Below are 16,507 nucleotides of genomic sequence, written 5' to 3'. Positions count from 1 at the left end.
CGGATGAGGCGCCCGGGATCAGCTCTCGGGACGGTCCTCGGGAACCGCCTCGGTAGGCGTGTCACCGGTCGTCCCGGCGGGCAGCCCGCCGTTGTTCGAACCGATCGCGCCATTGGTCAGCGCCAGTTCCTTGGGCGAGAGCACCGGCGGCCGCGTCGAAGGCGTACGACGCGAGGAGCCGGTCCAGGCCGGACGGGACGGACGCTTGACGATCGTCGAGAAGACCTCGGCGATCTGCTCCTTGTTGAGCGTCTCCTTCTCCAGGAGCGCGAGGACCAGGTTGTCGAGAACGTCACGGTTCTCGACGAGGATCTCCCAGGCCTCGTTGTGCGCGGTCTCGATGAGCTTCTTGACCTCTTCGTCGACCAGCGCGGCGACCTCTTCCGAGTAGTCGCGCTGATGGCCCATCTCACGGCCCACGAACGGCTCGGTGTTGTCCCCGCCGAACTTGATCGCCCCGAGCCGCTCGGTCATGCCGTACTGCGTGACCATCGCCCGGGCCGTGGCCGTGGCCTTCTCGATGTCGTTGGCCGCACCCGTGGTCGGGTCGTGGAAGACCAGCTCCTCGGCCGCGCGCCCGCCCAGCATGTAGGCCAGCTGGTCGAGCATCTCGTTGCGCGTGGTCGAGTACTTGTCCTCGTCGGGCAGGACCATGGTGTAGCCCAGGGCCCGGCCGCGCGACAGGATCGTGATCTTGTGGACCGGGTCGGAGTTCGGAGACGCCGCCGCGACCAGGGCGTGTCCGCCCTCGTGGTACGCGGTGATCTTCTTTTCCTTCTCGGACATGATCCGGGTCCGCTTCTGCGGGCCCGCCACGACGCGGTCGATCGCCTCGTCCAGGGCGTGGTTGTCGACCAGCTTCTTGTCGCCGCGCGCCGTCAGGAGCGCCGCTTCGTTCAGCACGTTCGCCAGATCCGCGCCGGTGAAGCCGGGCGTACGACGGGCGACCGCGCCCAGGTCGACGTCCGGGGCGACCGGCTTGCCCTTCTGGTGGACCTTGAGGATCTCCAGCCGTCCCTGCATGTCCGGGCGGTCGACGGCGATCTGCCGGTCGAAGCGGCCCGGGCGCAGCAGCGCCGGGTCGAGGATGTCGGGCCGGTTCGTGGCGGCGATCAGAATGACGCCGCCCTTCACGTCGAAGCCGTCCATCTCGACGAGCAGCTGATTCAGCGTCTGCTCGCGCTCGTCGTGGCCACCGCCGAGACCCGCACCGCGGTGCCGGCCGACGGCGTCGATCTCGTCGACGAAGACGATCGCCGGGGCGTTCGCCTTGGCCTGCTCGAAGAGGTCACGCACCCGGGAGGCACCGACACCGACGAACATCTCGACGAAGTCGGAACCGGAGATCGAGTAGAACGGGACGCCGGCCTCACCCGCGACAGCGCGGGCGAGCAGGGTCTTGCCCGTACCGGGCGGGCCGTAGAGCAGCACACCCTTCGGGATCTTGGCGCCGACGGCCTGGAACTTCGCCGGCTCCTGGAGGAACTCCTTGATCTCGTGGAGCTCCTCGACCGCCTCGTCGGACCCCGCCACATCGGAGAAGGTCGTCTTGGGGGTGTCCTTGGTGATGAGCTTGGCCTTGGACTTCCCGAACTGCATGACGCGGGAGCCGCCGCCCTGCATCTGATTCATCAGGAACAGGAAGACCACGATGATCAGGACGAAGGGCAGCAGCGAGAGCAGCACCGAGACGAACGGGCTCTGCTTCGACGGCGAGACCGTGTAGCCCTTGGTGATGTCGCCGTTCTGGAACTTGGTCTGCAGCGTCGAGGCCAGGCTGGCGCCTTGGTCACCGATGTAGCTGGCCTGGATCTTGTCACTGCCATTGATCTTCTGGCCGCCCTTGAGGTCGACCTTGATGATCTGTTCGTCGCCGGTGGTCAGCTTGACCTGCTCGGCCTGGTTCTTGTCGATCGCCTGGACAACTTGACCGGTGTCCACCGTCTTGTAGCCGCCCGACGAGCCGACGACCTGCATCAACACGACCACGGCGAGGACGGCCAGCACGATCCACATGACCGGCCCACGGAAGTATCGCTTCACGTCCATCCATACGGAGCGAGTTCGCCCCGTCCCTCCTGCCCGTAGGTAAATGCTGCTGTGAGAAAAGACTGTTCTTCGGACGGTACCCCAGCATTGTCACGTGCGATGGCACGGGACGGGCGGGAACCCGTCTTCCCATGCTCCAACGCCGGAAGTGGGGCGGTGGTTCCCGGCAACGGCGAAGCCTTTCCCGATGCTTCGCCGTCGCGCGGGGCCTCAGCCGCCGTAGACGTGCGGTGCGAGCGTCCCGACAAAAGGCATGTTCCGGTACTTCTCTGAGTAATCCAGGCCATATCCGACGACAAACTCATTGGGAATGTCGAAGCCGATCCATTTGACGTCGATCGCGACCTTTGCGGCATCCGGCTTACGGAGCAGAGTGCAGACCTCGAGCGAGGCCGGCTCCCTCGAACCGAGGTTGGACAGCAGCCACGACAGCGTCAGACCCGAGTCGATGATGTCCTCGACGATCAGGACGTGCTTGCCCTTGATGTCGGTGTCCAGGTCCTTGAGAATCCGGACCACACCGGAGGACTGGGTGCCCGCCCCGTACGAGGAGACGGCCATCCAGTCCATCGTCACGGGGGTGGACAGGGCCCGCGCCAGGTCCGCCATCACCATCACGGCGCCCTTGAGGACCCCGACAAGAAGCAGATCCTTGCCTGCGTACTCCGCGTCGATCTTCGCGGCCAGATCGGCCAGCTTCGCGTCGATCTCTTCCTTGGTAATGAGCACCGACTGAAGGTCGCTGCCCATGTCCTTGTCGTCCACCCGCATCACTTTCGTTGTCGGCCAGGGGTCAGGGGCTTGCGGCCCTGGAGACACAGCCGTAGTGCTTGAGACCAGCGCTTCAGCCCTGCCGGATGACCAGTCTGCCACCCTGCCTCCTGGCCTCCACGCGGCCGGGCAGGTTGATGGCTCCCTGGCCGCGCCAGCCCGTGATCAGGCGGTCGACCTCTTCGATGTGCCGGGCGAACAGCGAACCCGCGGGGGCGCCCGCGGTAATGGCCGCCCGGCGCAGCACCCGGCGGCGGACGGCGGGCGGCAGGGCGTAGAGCTTGGCGCATTCCAGCTGTCCCGCCTCGTCCCGTACGGAGAGCTCCGCGTCGGCGGCCCAGGTGTCCAGGGCGTCGGCGTCGTCACGGGAGAGCTGCGCCGTACGGGCCAGGGCCTCGACGACGCCCTTGCCGAGCGCCTTCTCCAGGGCGGGCAGACCCTCATGACGCAGCCGCGAGCGGGTGTACGCGGGATCGGCGTTGTGGGGGTCGTCCCAGACCGGGATCGACTGGACCAGGCAGGCCTTGCGGGCGGTCTGCCGGTCGAGTTGGAGGAAGGGACGGCGATAACGGCCGGCCGCCCCCGAGACGGCCGCCATTCCGGACAGGGAGCGGGTGCCCGAGCCGCGCGCGAGACCGAGCAGCACCGTCTCGGCCTGGTCGTCCCGGGTATGGCCGAGCAGGACGGCGGCGGCGCGGTGCCGCTCCGCCGCGGAGTCGAGGGCGGCGTAGCGGGCTTCCCGCGCGGCGGCTTCAGGCCCGCCTTCGCGGCCGACGGTCACGGCGACGGATTCGACGGGTTCGAGCCGCATGGCGCCGAGCCGGGCGACGACTTCGGCGGCGCGGATGTCGGAGCCGTCTTGAAGACCGTGATCGACGGTGACGGCACCGGCCCGGACGGAGAGTTTGGGGGCCTCGAAGGCGAGGGCGGACGCGAGCGCCATGGAGTCGGCGCCGCCGGAGCAGGCGACCAGCACGATCGGCCGGCCCCCGGCGCCGGCCGGGGAGGTGTCGGAGCGGTCGGTCAGGACGTCGTGGAGTACGCGGCGGACCGCCAGGCGTATCGCCGCGACCGCAGGATGGGGACCCATATCCGGTGCCCTTCGTGATGTTTTTTTGGGGGGTGCCTCGGTCGGTGTCAGGACGGGGAGTGTCACTCAGAGTGCGTCGATGGTGACAGAACCGAGCCATTAACCGAGCATTGCACGCCTATCCCTTACTCACGGTCCCTCGGATGGGTGATACCTGAGCCGATCTTCTCCGGTGAACCTGATCAAGCTCAGGAATCTGCCTTACGGTGCACCCTCGCGATCCAGTCCGCCGGCTGGGCGATCTCCGCCTTGGTGGGGAGGGTGTTCGGCGAGGTCCAGACCCGGTTGAAGCCGTCCATGCCGACGTCCTGGACCACGGCCCGTACGAACCGCTCCCCGTCCCGGTACTGGCGCAGCTTGGCGTCCAGCCCGAGCAGCTTGCGCAGCGCCTGGTCGAGACGGCTGGCGCCGCGGGCCCTGCGCTGCTGGAACTTCTCCCGGATCTCGGCGACGGTCGGCACGACCTGTGGCCCGACGCCGTCCATCACATAGTCGGCGTGGCCTTCGAGCAGGGACATCACGGCGGTGAGCCGGCTGAGGATCTCGCGCTGGCCGGGGGTCTGCACCAGCTCGACGATGCTCCGGCCGCCGTCGTCCTCCTCGCCCTCGGGGCGGCCGCCCGCGAGGGACTGGGCGGCCTCGCGGAGCCGTTCGAGAACGGTCATCGGGTCGACCTCGGTCTCGTCCAGGAATGACTGGATCTCGCCCTGCAGATGGTCCCGCAGCCAGGGCACGCCGGTGAACTGCGTGCGGTGGGTCTCCTCGTGGAGCGCGACCCAGAGCCTGAAGTCGTGGGGATCGACGTCCAGTTCACGTTCGACATGGACGATGTTGGGGGCGACGAGGAGGAGCCGGCCGCCGCCGGCCGCGGACGCCGGGAGATCGCGGGTGGCGGGAGCGAACGTCTCGTACTGGCCGAGGACCCGGGACGCCATGAAGGACAGCAGCATGCCCAGCTCCACGCCGGTCACCTTGCCGCCGACCGCGCCGAGCACGGCGCCGCCGGGGGTGGCCGAGCGGCGTTCCTGCATCTTCTCGAACAGCGGCTTGAGCAGTTCGCGGAATCCGGCGACATTCGCCTTCACCCAGCCGGCCCGGTCGACGACGAGGACGGGGGTGTCCGGGGGCTCATGGCCCTCGGGGATCAGCCGCGTGTACGCGCGGACGTGCTCCTCCGAGGCCCTGGCATGCCGCCGCAGCTCGGCGACGATCTCGCGCGCCTCGTCGCGGGTCACTTCTGGCCCGGGCCGCACGAGGCGGGTCGCGGTCGCCACCGCGAGATTCCAGTCGACCATCTCGGCACCACCGATGCTCGTCATGCGTCAACCGTACGTGGTCGGACCGGGGTACGGAGAGTTGTCGAGGGGCCGGTTCTTCCCGTATCCCGTCCCCCAGGGGAGGGGATACGGCCCGGAATCAGGCCGCGGGACCGGCCGGGACACCGGTCCCGGATCAGGTTGCGCCGTCAGGGGACCAGGGCGGCGGAAAGCCGGTCCAGGGCGTGCTGAGCGGCTTCGGGGGCCGGGGTGGAGCCCGCCATGAAGGCGAAGGCCAGCAGTCGGCCCTCCGCGTCGACCACCGTGCCGGCCAGCGTGTTCACCCCGGTGAGCGTGCCGGTCTTCGCCCGGACGAGTCCGGCGGCGGGCGCGGCGTCCGCGTACCGGCTCTGGAGGGTGCCGCTGAATCCGGCGACCGGCAGTCCGGTGAGGACGGGGCGCAGCTCCGGGTGGGCCGGGTCGGCGGCGCGGGTCAGCAGGGCGGTGAGCAGGGACGCGCTGACCCTGTCCTGCCGGTTGAGGCCGCTGCCGTCGGCGAAACGCGCCCCGTTGACCGGCAGTTCGAGCTTCTTGAGCTGGGCGCTGACGGCCCGTCCCGCGCCGGCGAAGCTCGCGGGCTCGCCCGCCGCGATAGCCGTCTGGCGGGCCAGGGACTCCGCGATGTCGTTGTCGCTCTCGGTCAGCGCCCGTTCGACCAGGGCGGACAGGGGCTTGGAGAAGGTCCTCGCGAGGGGCTTGGAGCCCTTGGCGGGCTTGCCCGCCGCGGGGGCCGCGGAGGTCTTGATACCGCGGTCCCCCAACAGCGCGACGAAGGCCTGGGCGGCGGCGCCCGCCGGATCGCCGCCGCGCGGCGCGGGCCCGCTGGTGGACTTGTCGAGACGGCTCTGCCCGGCCATCAGGGCGGTGACGGGGGCGATGTTGTCGTTGGCGCCGATGGGGTGGTCACGGGGGCCCGAATAGAGGGAGATGTCGTAGCCGACCGCGACCGTGGTGACCCCGCGGTCGCGCAGCGCGCGGGCGGTGTCGTCGGCCAGGGCCCGCAGCCCCGACCTGTCGAGCGTGGCGTCCCCGCCGCCGACCAGGGTGAGTCTTCGTCCGTCGGGGGTGGCCACGACCGTGGTGGCGATGCGGTGGTCGGGGCCGAGCGCGGACAGCGCGGCGACCATCGTCGCGATCTTGACGGTGGAGGCCGGGGTCATGGCGGTGCCCTCGCCCCTCCCGTACAGCCGCTTGCCGGTCGCGACATCGACGACCGACGCCGTACGCGTCCGTCCGAGCGCGGGGTCGTCCAGCAGCGGTCCGAGCTTCTCCTTGAGGTCCGCGGGGCCGGCGACGGAGGTGCCGAGCGCGGAGAGCACCCCGGCGGCGCTGGGAGCGGGCGCCGGGGTGCGGGATCCGGTCACGCCGTGATCTGCGCCACCCGTACGGCTCTGGGCCACCGCCCACTCCCGCTCGGCCTTACGCTGACCGGAGTCCCAGGGGCCGGCCGCGGCCACCGCGACGGCGGCGAGCGTCAGGCCGACAACGACGGAACCCGCCGTGAGCTGCCACACTTTCGGCTCAAGCACGGCTGACCAGCCCCTTTCGCGATCACACAGCTGCGTGGGGGACACTTAATCACTGCGCCTTGCCGCGAGCATGGCACCCCGGCCACATAGCCGCCTGTCAGGCGGGGTCCGGGAGCCCTCCTCCGTGGGGACGCAGCACCACCGACCTATGTGTTGATCATGGAGGAGCCACCCGTGGAGTTCGACGTCACCATCGAGATCCCTAAGGGTTCGCGGAACAAGTACGAGGTGGACCACGAGACCGGTCGGATCCGACTTGACCGTCGTCTCTTCACCTCGACCAGCTACCCGGCCGACTACGGCTTCGTGGAGAACACCCTGGGCGAGGACGGCGACCCGCTGGACGCGCTGGTCATCCTGGACGAGCCGACCTTCCCGGGCTGCCTCATCAAGTGCCGTGCCATCGGCATGTTCCGGATGACCGACGAGGCCGGCGGCGACGACAAGCTGCTGTGTGTACCGGCGTCCGACCCCCGGGTGGAGCACCTGCGCGACATCCACCACGTCTCGGAGTTCGACCGCCTGGAGATCCAGCACTTCTTCGAGGTCTACAAGGACCTGGAGCCCGGCAAGTCCGTCGAGGGCGCCGACTGGGTCGGCCGCGCCGAGGCCGAGGCCGAGATCGAGGCCTCGTACAAGCGGCTCGAGGCGCAGGGCGGCGCGCACTGACCGCGCACTCCTCCGTGTGACCGGCGGACAGCCGGACGGACGACGGGCGGCGTACCCCTCGGGGTGCGCCGCCCGTTCGCGTGCCGCCGCCCATGTCCGTGCCCATACTGGGCAGACGCGGAGCGGGACGAACATCAGAGGGCCGCGGGACAGCCGGGACGACGGAACGGCGGCGCATACGACAGGGAGTGAGGGCGTGGACAGTGGTGGCCGAGCCGGACGGTCCTGAGGACCGAAAGCCTCCGTCGGACGAGGCGCACAGCGCCTTCACTCCGCCGCACGGGGTGGAGCAGCCGCCGGTTCCCGAAGAAGACCACCCGACGTCGGAGTTCGCGCTTCCCGACGGGCTGAGTACGGAGGCGGCGGCCGAGCCCGAGGGCTCGGCCTTCGATCTGCCGGGGCGCCTTCCCGGCGGTAGGGCGGGATCCTACGGCGGCCGGCACGCGCCGCCGGCCTTCACTCCCGCGCACGGCATCCCCATGGTCAGGCTGAGCAAGGAGGCGCCCTGGCAGGACCGGATGCGCACCCTGCTGCGGATGCCGGCCGCCGAGCGCCCCGTGCCGGAGACGGTGCAGCGCCACGACGACCAAGGGCCCGCCGTGCCCCGCGTGCTGGACCTGACGCTGCGTATCGGTGAGCTGCTGCTGGCCGGCGGCGAGGGCGCGGAGGACGTCGAGGCCGCGATGTTCGCGGTCAGCCGCGCGTACGGACTGGACCGCTGCGAGCCGACCGTGACCTTCACCCTGCTGTCGATCTCCCATCAGCCCTCACTGGTGGACGACCCGGTGACGGCCAGTCGGACGGTACGCAGGCGGGGCACCGACTACACCCGGCTGTCCGCCGTCTACACGCTCATCGACGACATCACCACCGAGGACACGGACGTCACGCTGGAGGAGGCGTACCGGCGGCTCGCCGAGATCCGCCGTAACCGGCACCCGTACCCCGGATGGGCGCTGACCGCGTCGAGCGGGCTGCTGGCCGGCGCCGCGTCCGTACTGGTCGGTGGTGGTCTGCTGGTGTTCGTGGCCGCGGCGCTCGGCGCGATGCTCGGCGACCGGCTGGCCTGGCTGTGCGCGGGCCGCGGCCTGCCGGAGTTCTACCAGTTCGTGGTGGCCGCGATGCCGCCCGCCGGGATGGGGGTGGCGCTGACCCTTCTGAGTTCGTCCGTGGAATGGGAGGGCAGGCCCTCGGCCGTGATCACCGGTGGGCTCTTCGCGCTGCTGCCGGGACGAGCCCTGGTGGCGGGGGTGCAGGACGGTCTGACGGGCTACTACATCACCGCGTCGGCGCGGCTGCTCGAAGTCATGTACTTCTTCATCGCGATCGTCACCGGTGTGCTGATCGTGCTCTATCTGGGGGTTCAGCTGGACGCCCAGCTGAACCCGGACGCGGCGCTGCACACGGCCGAACGGCCGGTGGTGCAGATCCTCGCGTCGGTGGTGCTGAGTTTCTCCTTCGCGATCCTGCTCCAGCAGGAACGTTCGACCGTGCTGATGGTGTCCCTCAACGGCGGCATCGCGTGGGTCGTCTACGCGGCGCTGCACGACACGGGCGACATCTCGCCGGTGGCCGCGACGGCGGTCGCGGCCGGGCTGGTGGGACTGTTCGGGCAGCTCTTCTCCCGCTACCAGTTCGCCTCCGCGCTGCCCTATGTCACCGCGGCGATCGGGCCGCTGCTGCCGGGCTCCGCGACCTACTTCGGACTGCTGGGCATCGCACAGAACAACCTGGACCGCGGGCTCGCGTCGCTCTCCAAGGCGGCGGCGCTGGCGCTGGCCATCGCCGTCGGGGTGAACCTCGGAGGGGAGATCTCCCGGCTGTTCCTGAAGGTGCCCGGGGCGGGACGGGCATCGAGCCGCCGCGCGGCCAAGCGGACGCGCGGCTTCTAGGCCGTGTCCGACCTAGCCCGGCTCAGCGCTTGGCGTGGCGGCCACGCGAGCCGGTACCGGGGGTGCCCGGGTCCTCCGTGGTGGCCGCACCGGAACCGCCGCCGCCCGTCCGCCCGGCCTTCTTGGACTTGGAGCGGGCCCGCATGAACTCGATCACGATCGGCAGCACCGAGAGCACCACGATGGCGATCAGGATCATCTCGATGTTCTTGTGCACGAACTCGATCTTGCCGAGCGCGGCCCCCAGCAGCGTGACACCCGCACCCCAGAGCGTGCCGCCGATGACGTTGAAGATGATGAACGAGCGGTAGTTCATCCGGCTCACACCGGCGATGATCGGCGTGAACGTCCGGACGACGGGCACGAAGCGCGCCAGGACCAGCGACTTGGGGCCGTACTTCTCGAAGAACTCGTGCGCCTTCTCGACATTCTCCTGCTTGAAGAGCTTGGAGTCCGGGCGCTTGAAGAGGGACGGGCCGACCTTCCGGCCGAAGAGATAGCCGACCTGGTCGCCGACGATCGCCGCGATCACCACCAGGGTGCAGACGAGCCACAGCGGGGTGTCCAGGGTGCCGGACGTCACCAGCAGCCCGGTGGTGAAGAGCAGCGAGTCACCCGGCAGGAAGAAGCCGATGAGAAGGCCGGACTCGGCGAAGACGATGACCAGGACACCGATCAGCCCGAAGGTTCCGATCAGATAGTCCGGGTCCAGCCAGCTGGGGCCGAGTGCAAGGGTGGTCACGGGTTCCGGACTCCTGTGTCATTAGTCGGTCGATCGTCGATTCGGCGTGGTCGGCCGCGCACAAGCTATCAACGCCTGCCCGCTCCTCCAGGTTCCACCCGGCCCCCCGAAATGCACATCGGACATAGCGGCATAAAGCTGTGGCCACAAGGGCTTCGAGGAAGGCGGACACAGATGAGCATCGACGATTACGGCGGCGGACAGCGGTCCGGGGCCGACATCCTGGTCGTCACGACGAACGACGTGCCCGGTCATCAGGTGCAGAAAGTGATCGGCGAGGTGTTCGGTCTCACGGTCCGCTCACGGCATCTGGGCAGCCAGATCGGCGCCGGGCTGAAGTCGATGATCGGCGGCGAGCTCAAGGGGCTCACGAAGACACTCGTGGAGACCCGCAACCAGGCGATGGGCCGCCTCGTCGAGCAGGCGCGCTCACGCGGCGCCAACGCCGTGCTGATGATGCGCTTCGATGTCACGGAGGCGGCCGACGTGGGGACGGAAGTGTGCGCGTACGGCACGGCCGTCGTGATCAGCGAGCTGTAGCGCGCCGAGGCGGACGGCGCCGGCCCTGATCACTCCCGGCGGGGGTCCGGCGCCGGACCCCTGTGCCGCTTTTGTACGGTTACGGTGAGTGCGTGGCCACCGACCCTCCGTCCGCCGCTTTCTCCCTCTCGGCGCGCGCACTGCTGCCCCTGGTCGCGCCCTCCCTGGCGGTCGGAGTCGCCGCGGCCCTCGTGCTCGTAGGGGTGAGCACCGTCGCGGACGAGCTCAAGGACGTGCTCTGGAAGACACTGCCCGGCGCCCTCGGCATCGGTGCCTACTCCTCGCTCTGGGTGATCGTCATGCTCACGGCCACCGGGCTGGCGGTCGGGGTCGTCGTACGCCAGGTGCACGGACACGCGGGTCCGGATCCGGCCACCACGGGACTGGTCGACGAGCCGATGCCCGCCGGGGTGGTACCGGGGCTGCTGGTGGTCACCGGACTGGCGCTGGCCGGCGGGGTGAGCCTCGGCCCGGAGAATCCGATCACCGCGTCCAATATCGCGCTCGCCTACTGGCTCGGCCGCAAGGTGGCGCCCACCGTCCCGGCCGCTCTCTGGGTCGCCCTGGCCGCCGCGGGCACGATCGGGGCGCTGTTCGGAACGCCCGTGGCCGCCGCGCTGGTCCTCTCCGAGACCCTTGCCACCAGACCGGGCCCCGGCTCGCTCTGGGACAAGCTGTTCGGCCCGTTGATCGCGGCCGGCGCGGGCGCCCTCACCACGGTGCTGCTCGACCGTCCGACCTTCGATCTCGACCTGCCGCCGTACCCGGGCAACAGCTGGGGCGATCTCCTGGCGGCACTCGTGATCGCCCCGGTCGCGGCGGCCCTGGGCATGGCCGCCGTATACACGCTCCCGTACGCGCACGCCCTCTTCCGGCGCATCGGGCATCCCGTGCCGGCCCTGACCGCGGGCGGGCTGGTGCTCGGCCTGCTGGGGACGCTCGGCGGGCAGCTGACCCTCTTCAAGGGGTTGGACCAGGTGAAGACGCTGGCCGCCGATCCTGACGGCTGGTCGGCCGGGTCGTTCGCGCTGATGACGGTGGTGAAGCTGGCCGCGATGACGACCGCGGCGGCCTGCGGGTTCCGGGGCGGGCGGATCTTCCCGGCCGTCTTCGTCGGGGTCGCCCTCGGACTGTGCGCCCACGCGCTCGTCCCGGCCGTCCAGCCCACCCTGGGGGTGGTCTGCGGGGTGCTAGGCGTCCTGCTCGCCCTCACCCGGCAGGGCTGGCTCAGCCTGTTCACGGCGGCGGTCCTGGCCGCCGACGTGAATGTGCTCCCCCTGCTCTGTGTGGCCGCGCTCCCGGCCTGGCTGATCGTCACCGGCCGCCCCCAGATGCAGCTTCACCAGGACGGCACCTCCCTGCGCTGAAGCCGCGCCGAACAGCCGTCCCACCCGCGCCGGACCGGCACCGCACCGCTTGCTCCCCCTCTCCCGCCCGGCGAGCCGAACGCCGCATTTGTCCGTATCGTCGTCGCCGGAAGACCCGAAGACCCGAAGACCCGTCGCTGACCGAAGACCCGTCACTGAAGGCGGAGCGGGTCGTGTCCGACGCGCACCGACGGAAGACAGGGAAGCCGATGCCACTCCACCGAGGCGGGGACCGCAGAGCGGGCGGGCCGGCCGACGCGTCCCCGAACGACCAGGCCGAGCTGCGCCGACTCTCACTCAACCCCTTCTACGGGGAGGCCGATCCGGTCGGCGAGATGAACTCCGCCCCGCCCACGCAGCGGCTCCCCGACGGCCCGATCCCGCCCGCGACGGCGTATCAGCTGGTCCATGACGAGCTGATGCTCGACGGCAACTCCCGCCTCAACCTCGCCACCTTCGTCACCACCTGGATGGAGCCGCAGGCCGGGGTGCTGATGGGAGAGTGCCGGGACAAGAACATGATCGACAAGGATGAGTACCCGCGCACCGCCGAGCTGGAGCGGCGCTGTGTGGCGATGCTCGCCGACCTCTGGAACGCCCCCGACCCGACGACGACCGTGGGCTGCTCGACCACCGGGTCCAGCGAGGCCTGCATGCTCGCCGGAATGGCGCTCAAGCGCCGCTGGGCCCTGCGCAACGCGTCGCGCTATCCGGCGACCGCCCGGCCGAATCTCGTCATGGGCATCAACGTCCAGGTCTGCTGGGAGAAGTTCTGCGCCTTCTGGGAGGTCGAGGCCCGGACGGTGCCCATGGAGGGCGACCGCTTCCATCTCGACCCGCAGGCCGCCGCCGAACTCTGCGACGAGAACACCATCGGGGTCGTGGCCGTGCTCGGCTCCACCTTCGACGGCTCGTACGAACCGGTCACCGAGCTGTGCGCGGCGCTGGACGCCGTCCAGGAACGCACGGGCCTCGACATCCCCGTCCATGTCGACGGGGCCTCGGGGGCCATGGTCGCTCCCTTCCTCGACGAGGATCTGGTCTGGGACTTCCGGCTCCCGCGCGTCTCCTCCATCAACACCTCCGGGCACAAATACGGGCTGGTCTACCCGGGCGTCGGCTGGGCGCTGTGGCGCTCGCCCGCCGAGCTCCCCGAGGAGCTGGTCTTCCGCGTGAACTACCTGGGCGGCGACATGCCCACCTTCGCGCTGAACTTCTCCCGGCCGGGCGCGCAGGTGGTCGCGCAGTACTACACCTTCCTGCGGCTGGGCAGGGACGGCTACCGGGCCGTCCAGCAGACGGCGCGGGACATCGCCATGAAGCTGGCGGGACGGATCGAGGCGATGGGCGACTTCTGGCTCCTGACCCGGGGCGACGAGCTGCCCGTGTTCGCCTTCACCACCGCCCCCGGCCTGAAGAGCTTCGATGTCTTCGACGTCTCGCGCCGGCTGCGCGAGCACGGCTGGCTGGTGCCCGCGTACACCTTCCCCGCCAACCGCGAGGATCTGTCCGTCCTGCGGGTGGTCTGCCGCAACGGCTTCTCGGCCGACCTGGCCGCGCTGCTGGTGACCGACCTGGAGCTGGTGCTGCCGGAACTGCGCCGCCAGGCCCATCCGCTGGACCGCGACAGGTCGATCGCCACGGCCTTCCACCACTGAGAGCGCCGTCGCGCCCCGCCCGTACCCGTCCCCGTACTCATCCCTGCTCATCCGCTCCCCCGATCCGCGCTCTCCTGCATACGCGCTGTCCTGCATACGCGCTCTCCTGAATACGCGCCGTCCCGTCCGCACCGTCCGACCGGCTGCCCCCCGGCGGCCGGTCGGACGCTGTTGTCTCTGATACACCGCTGCCCCGCCCCGGGTTCCACTCCGGGGCGGGGTTTTTGCGGGCGCACCACTCAGTGGCTGAGCCGGGCGAACCGCCGGACCGCCAACGGGAAGAACACCGCGAGCAGCACCACCGGCCACACCACCGCCAGCAGCCCTGCGTGCTCCGCCGCCCAGGAGCCGCCCACCGCGCCCGGGTTGCCGAACAGGTCACGTACCGCCGTGGCCGTCGCCGACATCGGGTTCCACTCCACGACCGCGCCCAGCCACCCCGGCATGGACTCCGGCGTCGCGAACGCGTTGGAGAGGAAGCCGATCGGCCAGACCAGGATCTGCACCGCCTGCACCATCTCGGGACGGCCCGCCACCATCGCCAGCTGGATGCCGAGCCAGAGCATCGCGAACCGGAACAGGAGCAGCAGTCCGACCGCGCCGAGGAAAGCCGCGGGACCGTCGTGCCACCGCCAGCCGATCGCGTACCCGACGCCGATCAGCACCACCAGGCTCAGCGCCGACTGGAACATGTCCGCGACGCTCCGCCCCACCAGGACCGCGGACGACGCCATGGGCATCGAGCGGAAGCGGTCGACGACGCCCTTGTTCAGGTCCTGGGTGACGGCGAGCATCGTCGACTCGAGACCGAAGGCCATGGTCAGGGCGAGCATGCCAGGGACGAGGAATTCGACGTACTCCCCGGCGATCCCCCGTCCGCCGCCGATCAGATAGCCGAACATCAGCAGCAACATCACCGGGAAGACCAGGCCGACGACGACCTGGACCGGCTGCCGCGCCCAGCGGGCGAGTTCGCGCCGGGTCATGGTCCAGGAGTCGGCGAGCGCCCAGCCGAGGCCGCCGGTGCCGCTGCCGACCGTGGGCCCTGGCGCCGGCGCCGTACCGTTCACGAGCGTCATGCGGACACCCCTCGCCGCTCGTGACGGGCGGAGCCGTCCCGTTCCTCACCGGTGAGCCGGAGGAACACCTCGTCCAGCGTCGGCCCGCGCAGCGCGATGTCCTCCGCCTCGATCCCCTCCGCGTGCAGCGCCCGTACCGTCTCGGTGAGTGCCGCCATCCGGTCCGTCACCGGCGCGCTGAGCAGCCGCCGGTCCATATCCGTGCTGACGGTGTACGGACCGGCCGCTTCCGCCAGCACCCGCGCCCCGTCCGCCAGCCGGTCCGCGTCGCGCAGGACGACATCGATCCGGTCGCCGCCGATCCTGGCCTTGAGTGCGTCCGGCGTGCCCTCCGCGATGACCCGGCCGCTGTCCACCAGCGAGATCCGGCCGGCCAGTTGGTCGGCCTCCTCCAGATACTGCGTCGTCAGCAGTACGGTCGTCCCGCCGCCGACCAGCGAGCGCACCGCGCTCCATACTTCCGCCCGGCCGCGCGGATCGAGCCCGGTCGTGGGCTCGTCCAGGAAGAGCACCTCGGGATCGGTGATCAGGGACGCCGCCAGGTCGAGCCGGCGCCGCATTCCGCCGCTGTACTGCTTCACGGCCTTGCGCCCGGTGTCCAGCAGGCCGAACCGCTCCAGCAGTTCGTCCGCCCGGACCCCCGCGCGCCGCGCGCCGAGGTGGTAGAGCCGTCCGAACATCTCCAGGTTCTGCCGGCCGCTGAGATCCTCGTCGAGCGCCGCGTGCTGGCCCAGCAGCCCGATCCGCCGCCGTACCTCGCCGGCCCGCGTCCGTACGTCGAAGCCGGCCACCCGCACCAGCCCCTCGTCGGGCCGCAGCAGCGTGGTCAGGACCCGTACCGCCGTGGTCTTGCCCGCGCCGTTCGGCCCGAGCACTCCGTGCACCGTGCCGCGTTCCACCGTCAGATCGAACCCGTCCAGGGCCCGCTTCCCGCCGTACCGCTTGCGTACGCCCTCCGCCACGATCGCGTCCGTCGCGTCACTCAATGCCTTCTCCTCCGGCCGCCGACGACCCATGTAGTCAAACTTGACTACATGGCCGGAAGAATAGCCTTGGCCCCGCAATTGGTCAAACTTGATTAGTAGCGATCTCCGTCATCGGGGATCCCTGTCGCGTACGGGTTCTCCTCGCCCTCGGCGAGCACTCCCACGAAGGGCTCGCCCTCCCCGGAGAAGGTGTACGCCCCGCCCTCGATCCGCTTGATCAGGCCCCGCGTCCACTCCGCCCCCGCGTCCGCCGAGTGGACCCACAGGTTCATGATCTCGCCGATGTGGCCGAGCTGCTCCGGGCCCTCTTCCGGTACGTAGTGCTCAGTGACCGAGGCCCGCCAGGCCTCGATCGTGCGCACCCGCTCCTTGAGCAGGTCCACGGCCTCGGCGCGCGGCAGGTCGACGATGAAGCCGAGCGCCGCCGAGAGCACGTCCATCTTCTGGTCGTACGCGGTCAGCGACCCACGCAGCAGTTTGAAGTACTCCTCGCGGCCCGCGTCCGTGATCTCGTACTCGGTCCGCGGCGGCCCGCCCGCCGTGCTCGGCGCGACCTCGTGCGCCAGCAGCACGCCCTGCTTCGCCATCTGCTTCAGGGCGTGATAGATCGAGCCGGGCTTGGCGTGGGACCACTCGTGGGCGCCCCAGTACTCCAGGTCGTTGCGGACCTGGTAGCCGTGGGCCCGCCCGTGCTGGCGGACCGCGCCGAGCACGAGCAAACGGATCGCTGACATTGCTCCAGGTTAGGACCCCCGCAGCGCGGTCTCAGCTCCGGTGTGGTCCCAGGCCCGGTGTGGTCCCAGCCCCGGTCGTCGCCGA

The 16,507-nt window shown here is 70.2% G+C and carries 14 protein-coding genes; 5 read left to right on the top strand and 9 right to left on the bottom strand.

Translation table 11 applies throughout. The features are described from left to right. Positions 1-18 precede the first annotated feature (18 nt). From ftsH to dacB, 5 genes are all read right to left on the bottom strand, one after another. Positions 19-2,049, bottom strand: coding sequence for an ATP-dependent zinc metalloprotease FtsH (gene ftsH, locus ACFVWW_RS11975; protein ID WP_384179743.1), 2,031 nt, complete (start codon positions 2,047-2,049; stop codon positions 19-21). Positions 2,050-2,259: 210 nt separating this feature from the next. After that, positions 2,260-2,820, bottom strand: a complete 561-nt coding sequence (gene hpt, locus ACFVWW_RS11970; protein ID WP_384179741.1) for a hypoxanthine phosphoribosyltransferase — start codon at positions 2,818-2,820, stop codon at positions 2,260-2,262. A 73-nt stretch (positions 2,821-2,893) separates the two neighbouring features. Further along, positions 2,894-3,910, bottom strand: a complete 1,017-nt coding sequence (tilS, locus tag ACFVWW_RS11965; RefSeq protein WP_384179739.1) for a tRNA lysidine(34) synthetase TilS — start codon at positions 3,908-3,910, stop codon at positions 2,894-2,896. A gap of 188 nt (positions 3,911-4,098) precedes the next feature. Next, positions 4,099-5,229: a zinc-dependent metalloprotease gene (locus ACFVWW_RS11960; RefSeq protein WP_384179737.1), complete on the bottom strand. Its 1,131-nt coding sequence runs from the start codon at positions 5,227-5,229 to the stop codon at positions 4,099-4,101. A gap of 146 nt (positions 5,230-5,375) precedes the next feature. Then, complete coding sequence (gene dacB, locus ACFVWW_RS11955) at positions 5,376-6,755, bottom strand: D-alanyl-D-alanine carboxypeptidase/D-alanyl-D-alanine-endopeptidase (RefSeq protein ID WP_386877360.1); 1,380 nt, start codon at positions 6,753-6,755, stop codon at positions 5,376-5,378. A 174-nt stretch (positions 6,756-6,929) separates the two neighbouring features. On the opposite strand from dacB, the gene ACFVWW_RS11950 reads away from it, so the two are divergent. After that, on the top strand, positions 6,930-7,424 hold the full coding sequence (locus tag ACFVWW_RS11950; protein ID WP_003968257.1) for an inorganic diphosphatase: 495 nt from the start codon (positions 6,930-6,932) through the stop codon (positions 7,422-7,424). A gap of 203 nt (positions 7,425-7,627) precedes the next feature. Further along, the gene (locus ACFVWW_RS11945; protein WP_384332642.1) at positions 7,628-9,316 is read left to right on the top strand and encodes a threonine/serine exporter ThrE family protein; all 1,689 of its coding nucleotides are present in this window, start codon (positions 7,628-7,630) and stop codon (positions 9,314-9,316) included. 22 nt (positions 9,317-9,338) lie between these two features. On the opposite strand, the gene ACFVWW_RS11940 is transcribed toward ACFVWW_RS11945, so the two are convergent. Next, positions 9,339-10,058 (bottom strand): DedA family protein, encoded by a 720-nt coding sequence (locus ACFVWW_RS11940; RefSeq protein WP_386877359.1) that lies wholly within the window; start codon positions 10,056-10,058, stop codon positions 9,339-9,341. A 174-nt stretch (positions 10,059-10,232) separates the two neighbouring features. Here ACFVWW_RS11940 and ACFVWW_RS11935 point away from each other — a divergent pair, with 174 nt between their 5' ends. The 3 genes from ACFVWW_RS11935 (at position 10,233) to ACFVWW_RS11925 (ending at position 13,623) form a co-directional block, all read left to right on the top strand. Beyond that, the gene (locus ACFVWW_RS11935) at positions 10,233-10,598 is read left to right on the top strand and encodes a YbjQ family protein (RefSeq protein WP_384179729.1); all 366 of its coding nucleotides are present in this window, start codon (positions 10,233-10,235) and stop codon (positions 10,596-10,598) included. A gap of 92 nt (positions 10,599-10,690) precedes the next feature. Beyond that, on the top strand, positions 10,691-11,965 hold the full coding sequence (locus tag ACFVWW_RS11930) for an ion channel protein (RefSeq protein WP_386877358.1): 1,275 nt from the start codon (positions 10,691-10,693) through the stop codon (positions 11,963-11,965). 209 nt (positions 11,966-12,174) lie between these two features. Next, positions 12,175-13,623: a glutamate decarboxylase gene (locus ACFVWW_RS11925; protein ID WP_386877357.1), complete on the top strand. Its 1,449-nt coding sequence runs from the start codon at positions 12,175-12,177 to the stop codon at positions 13,621-13,623. Between the two features lie 239 nt (positions 13,624-13,862). Here the strand turns inward: ACFVWW_RS11925 and ACFVWW_RS11920 are convergent, their stop codons facing one another. The 3 genes from ACFVWW_RS11920 to ACFVWW_RS11910 form a co-directional block, all read right to left on the bottom strand. Continuing rightward, on the bottom strand, positions 13,863-14,702 hold the full coding sequence (locus ACFVWW_RS11920; protein WP_384332394.1) for an ABC transporter permease: 840 nt from the start codon (positions 14,700-14,702) through the stop codon (positions 13,863-13,865). After that, entirely contained in the window at positions 14,699-15,688 is a 990-nt protein-coding gene (locus tag ACFVWW_RS11915; protein WP_384179721.1) for an ATP-binding cassette domain-containing protein, read from the bottom strand. Before ACFVWW_RS11915 ends, ACFVWW_RS11920 begins: the two co-directional genes overlap by 4 nt. A gap of 92 nt (positions 15,689-15,780) precedes the next feature. Next, positions 15,781-16,422, bottom strand: a complete 642-nt coding sequence (locus ACFVWW_RS11910; protein ID WP_384332397.1) for a PadR family transcriptional regulator — start codon at positions 16,420-16,422, stop codon at positions 15,781-15,783. Positions 16,423-16,507 lie beyond the last annotated feature (85 nt).

The organism is Streptomyces sp. NPDC058198 (assembly GCF_042882605.1).
GTDB lineage: Bacteria > Actinomycetota > Actinomycetes > Streptomycetales > Streptomycetaceae > Streptomyces.
Note: the sequence above shows the minus strand (reverse complement) of the source record. Positions and strands in the feature narration are given on the sequence as shown.

Excerpts from the sequence above, each read along its gene's own strand:
- ftsH (WP_384179743.1), bottom strand. The coding sequence starts at position 2,049 with ATGGACGTGAAGCGATACTTCCGTGGGCCGGTCATGTGGATCGTGCTG.
- hpt (WP_384179741.1), bottom strand. The coding sequence starts at position 2,820 with ATGCGGGTGGACGACAAGGACATGGGCAGCGACCTTCAGTCGGTGCTC.
- tilS (WP_384179739.1), bottom strand. The coding sequence starts at position 3,910 with ATGGGTCCCCATCCTGCGGTCGCGGCGATACGCCTGGCGGTCCGCCGC.
- ACFVWW_RS11960 (WP_384179737.1), bottom strand. The coding sequence starts at position 5,229 with ATGACGAGCATCGGTGGTGCCGAGATGGTCGACTGGAATCTCGCGGTG.
- ACFVWW_RS11935 (WP_384179729.1), top strand. The coding sequence starts at position 10,233 with ATGAGCATCGACGATTACGGCGGCGGACAGCGGTCCGGGGCCGACATC.
- ACFVWW_RS11925 (WP_386877357.1), top strand. The coding sequence starts at position 12,175 with ATGCCACTCCACCGAGGCGGGGACCGCAGAGCGGGCGGGCCGGCCGAC.
- ACFVWW_RS11920 (WP_384332394.1), bottom strand. The coding sequence starts at position 14,702 with ATGACGCTCGTGAACGGTACGGCGCCGGCGCCAGGGCCCACGGTCGGC.
- ACFVWW_RS11910 (WP_384332397.1), bottom strand. The coding sequence starts at position 16,422 with ATGTCAGCGATCCGTTTGCTCGTGCTCGGCGCGGTCCGCCAGCACGGG.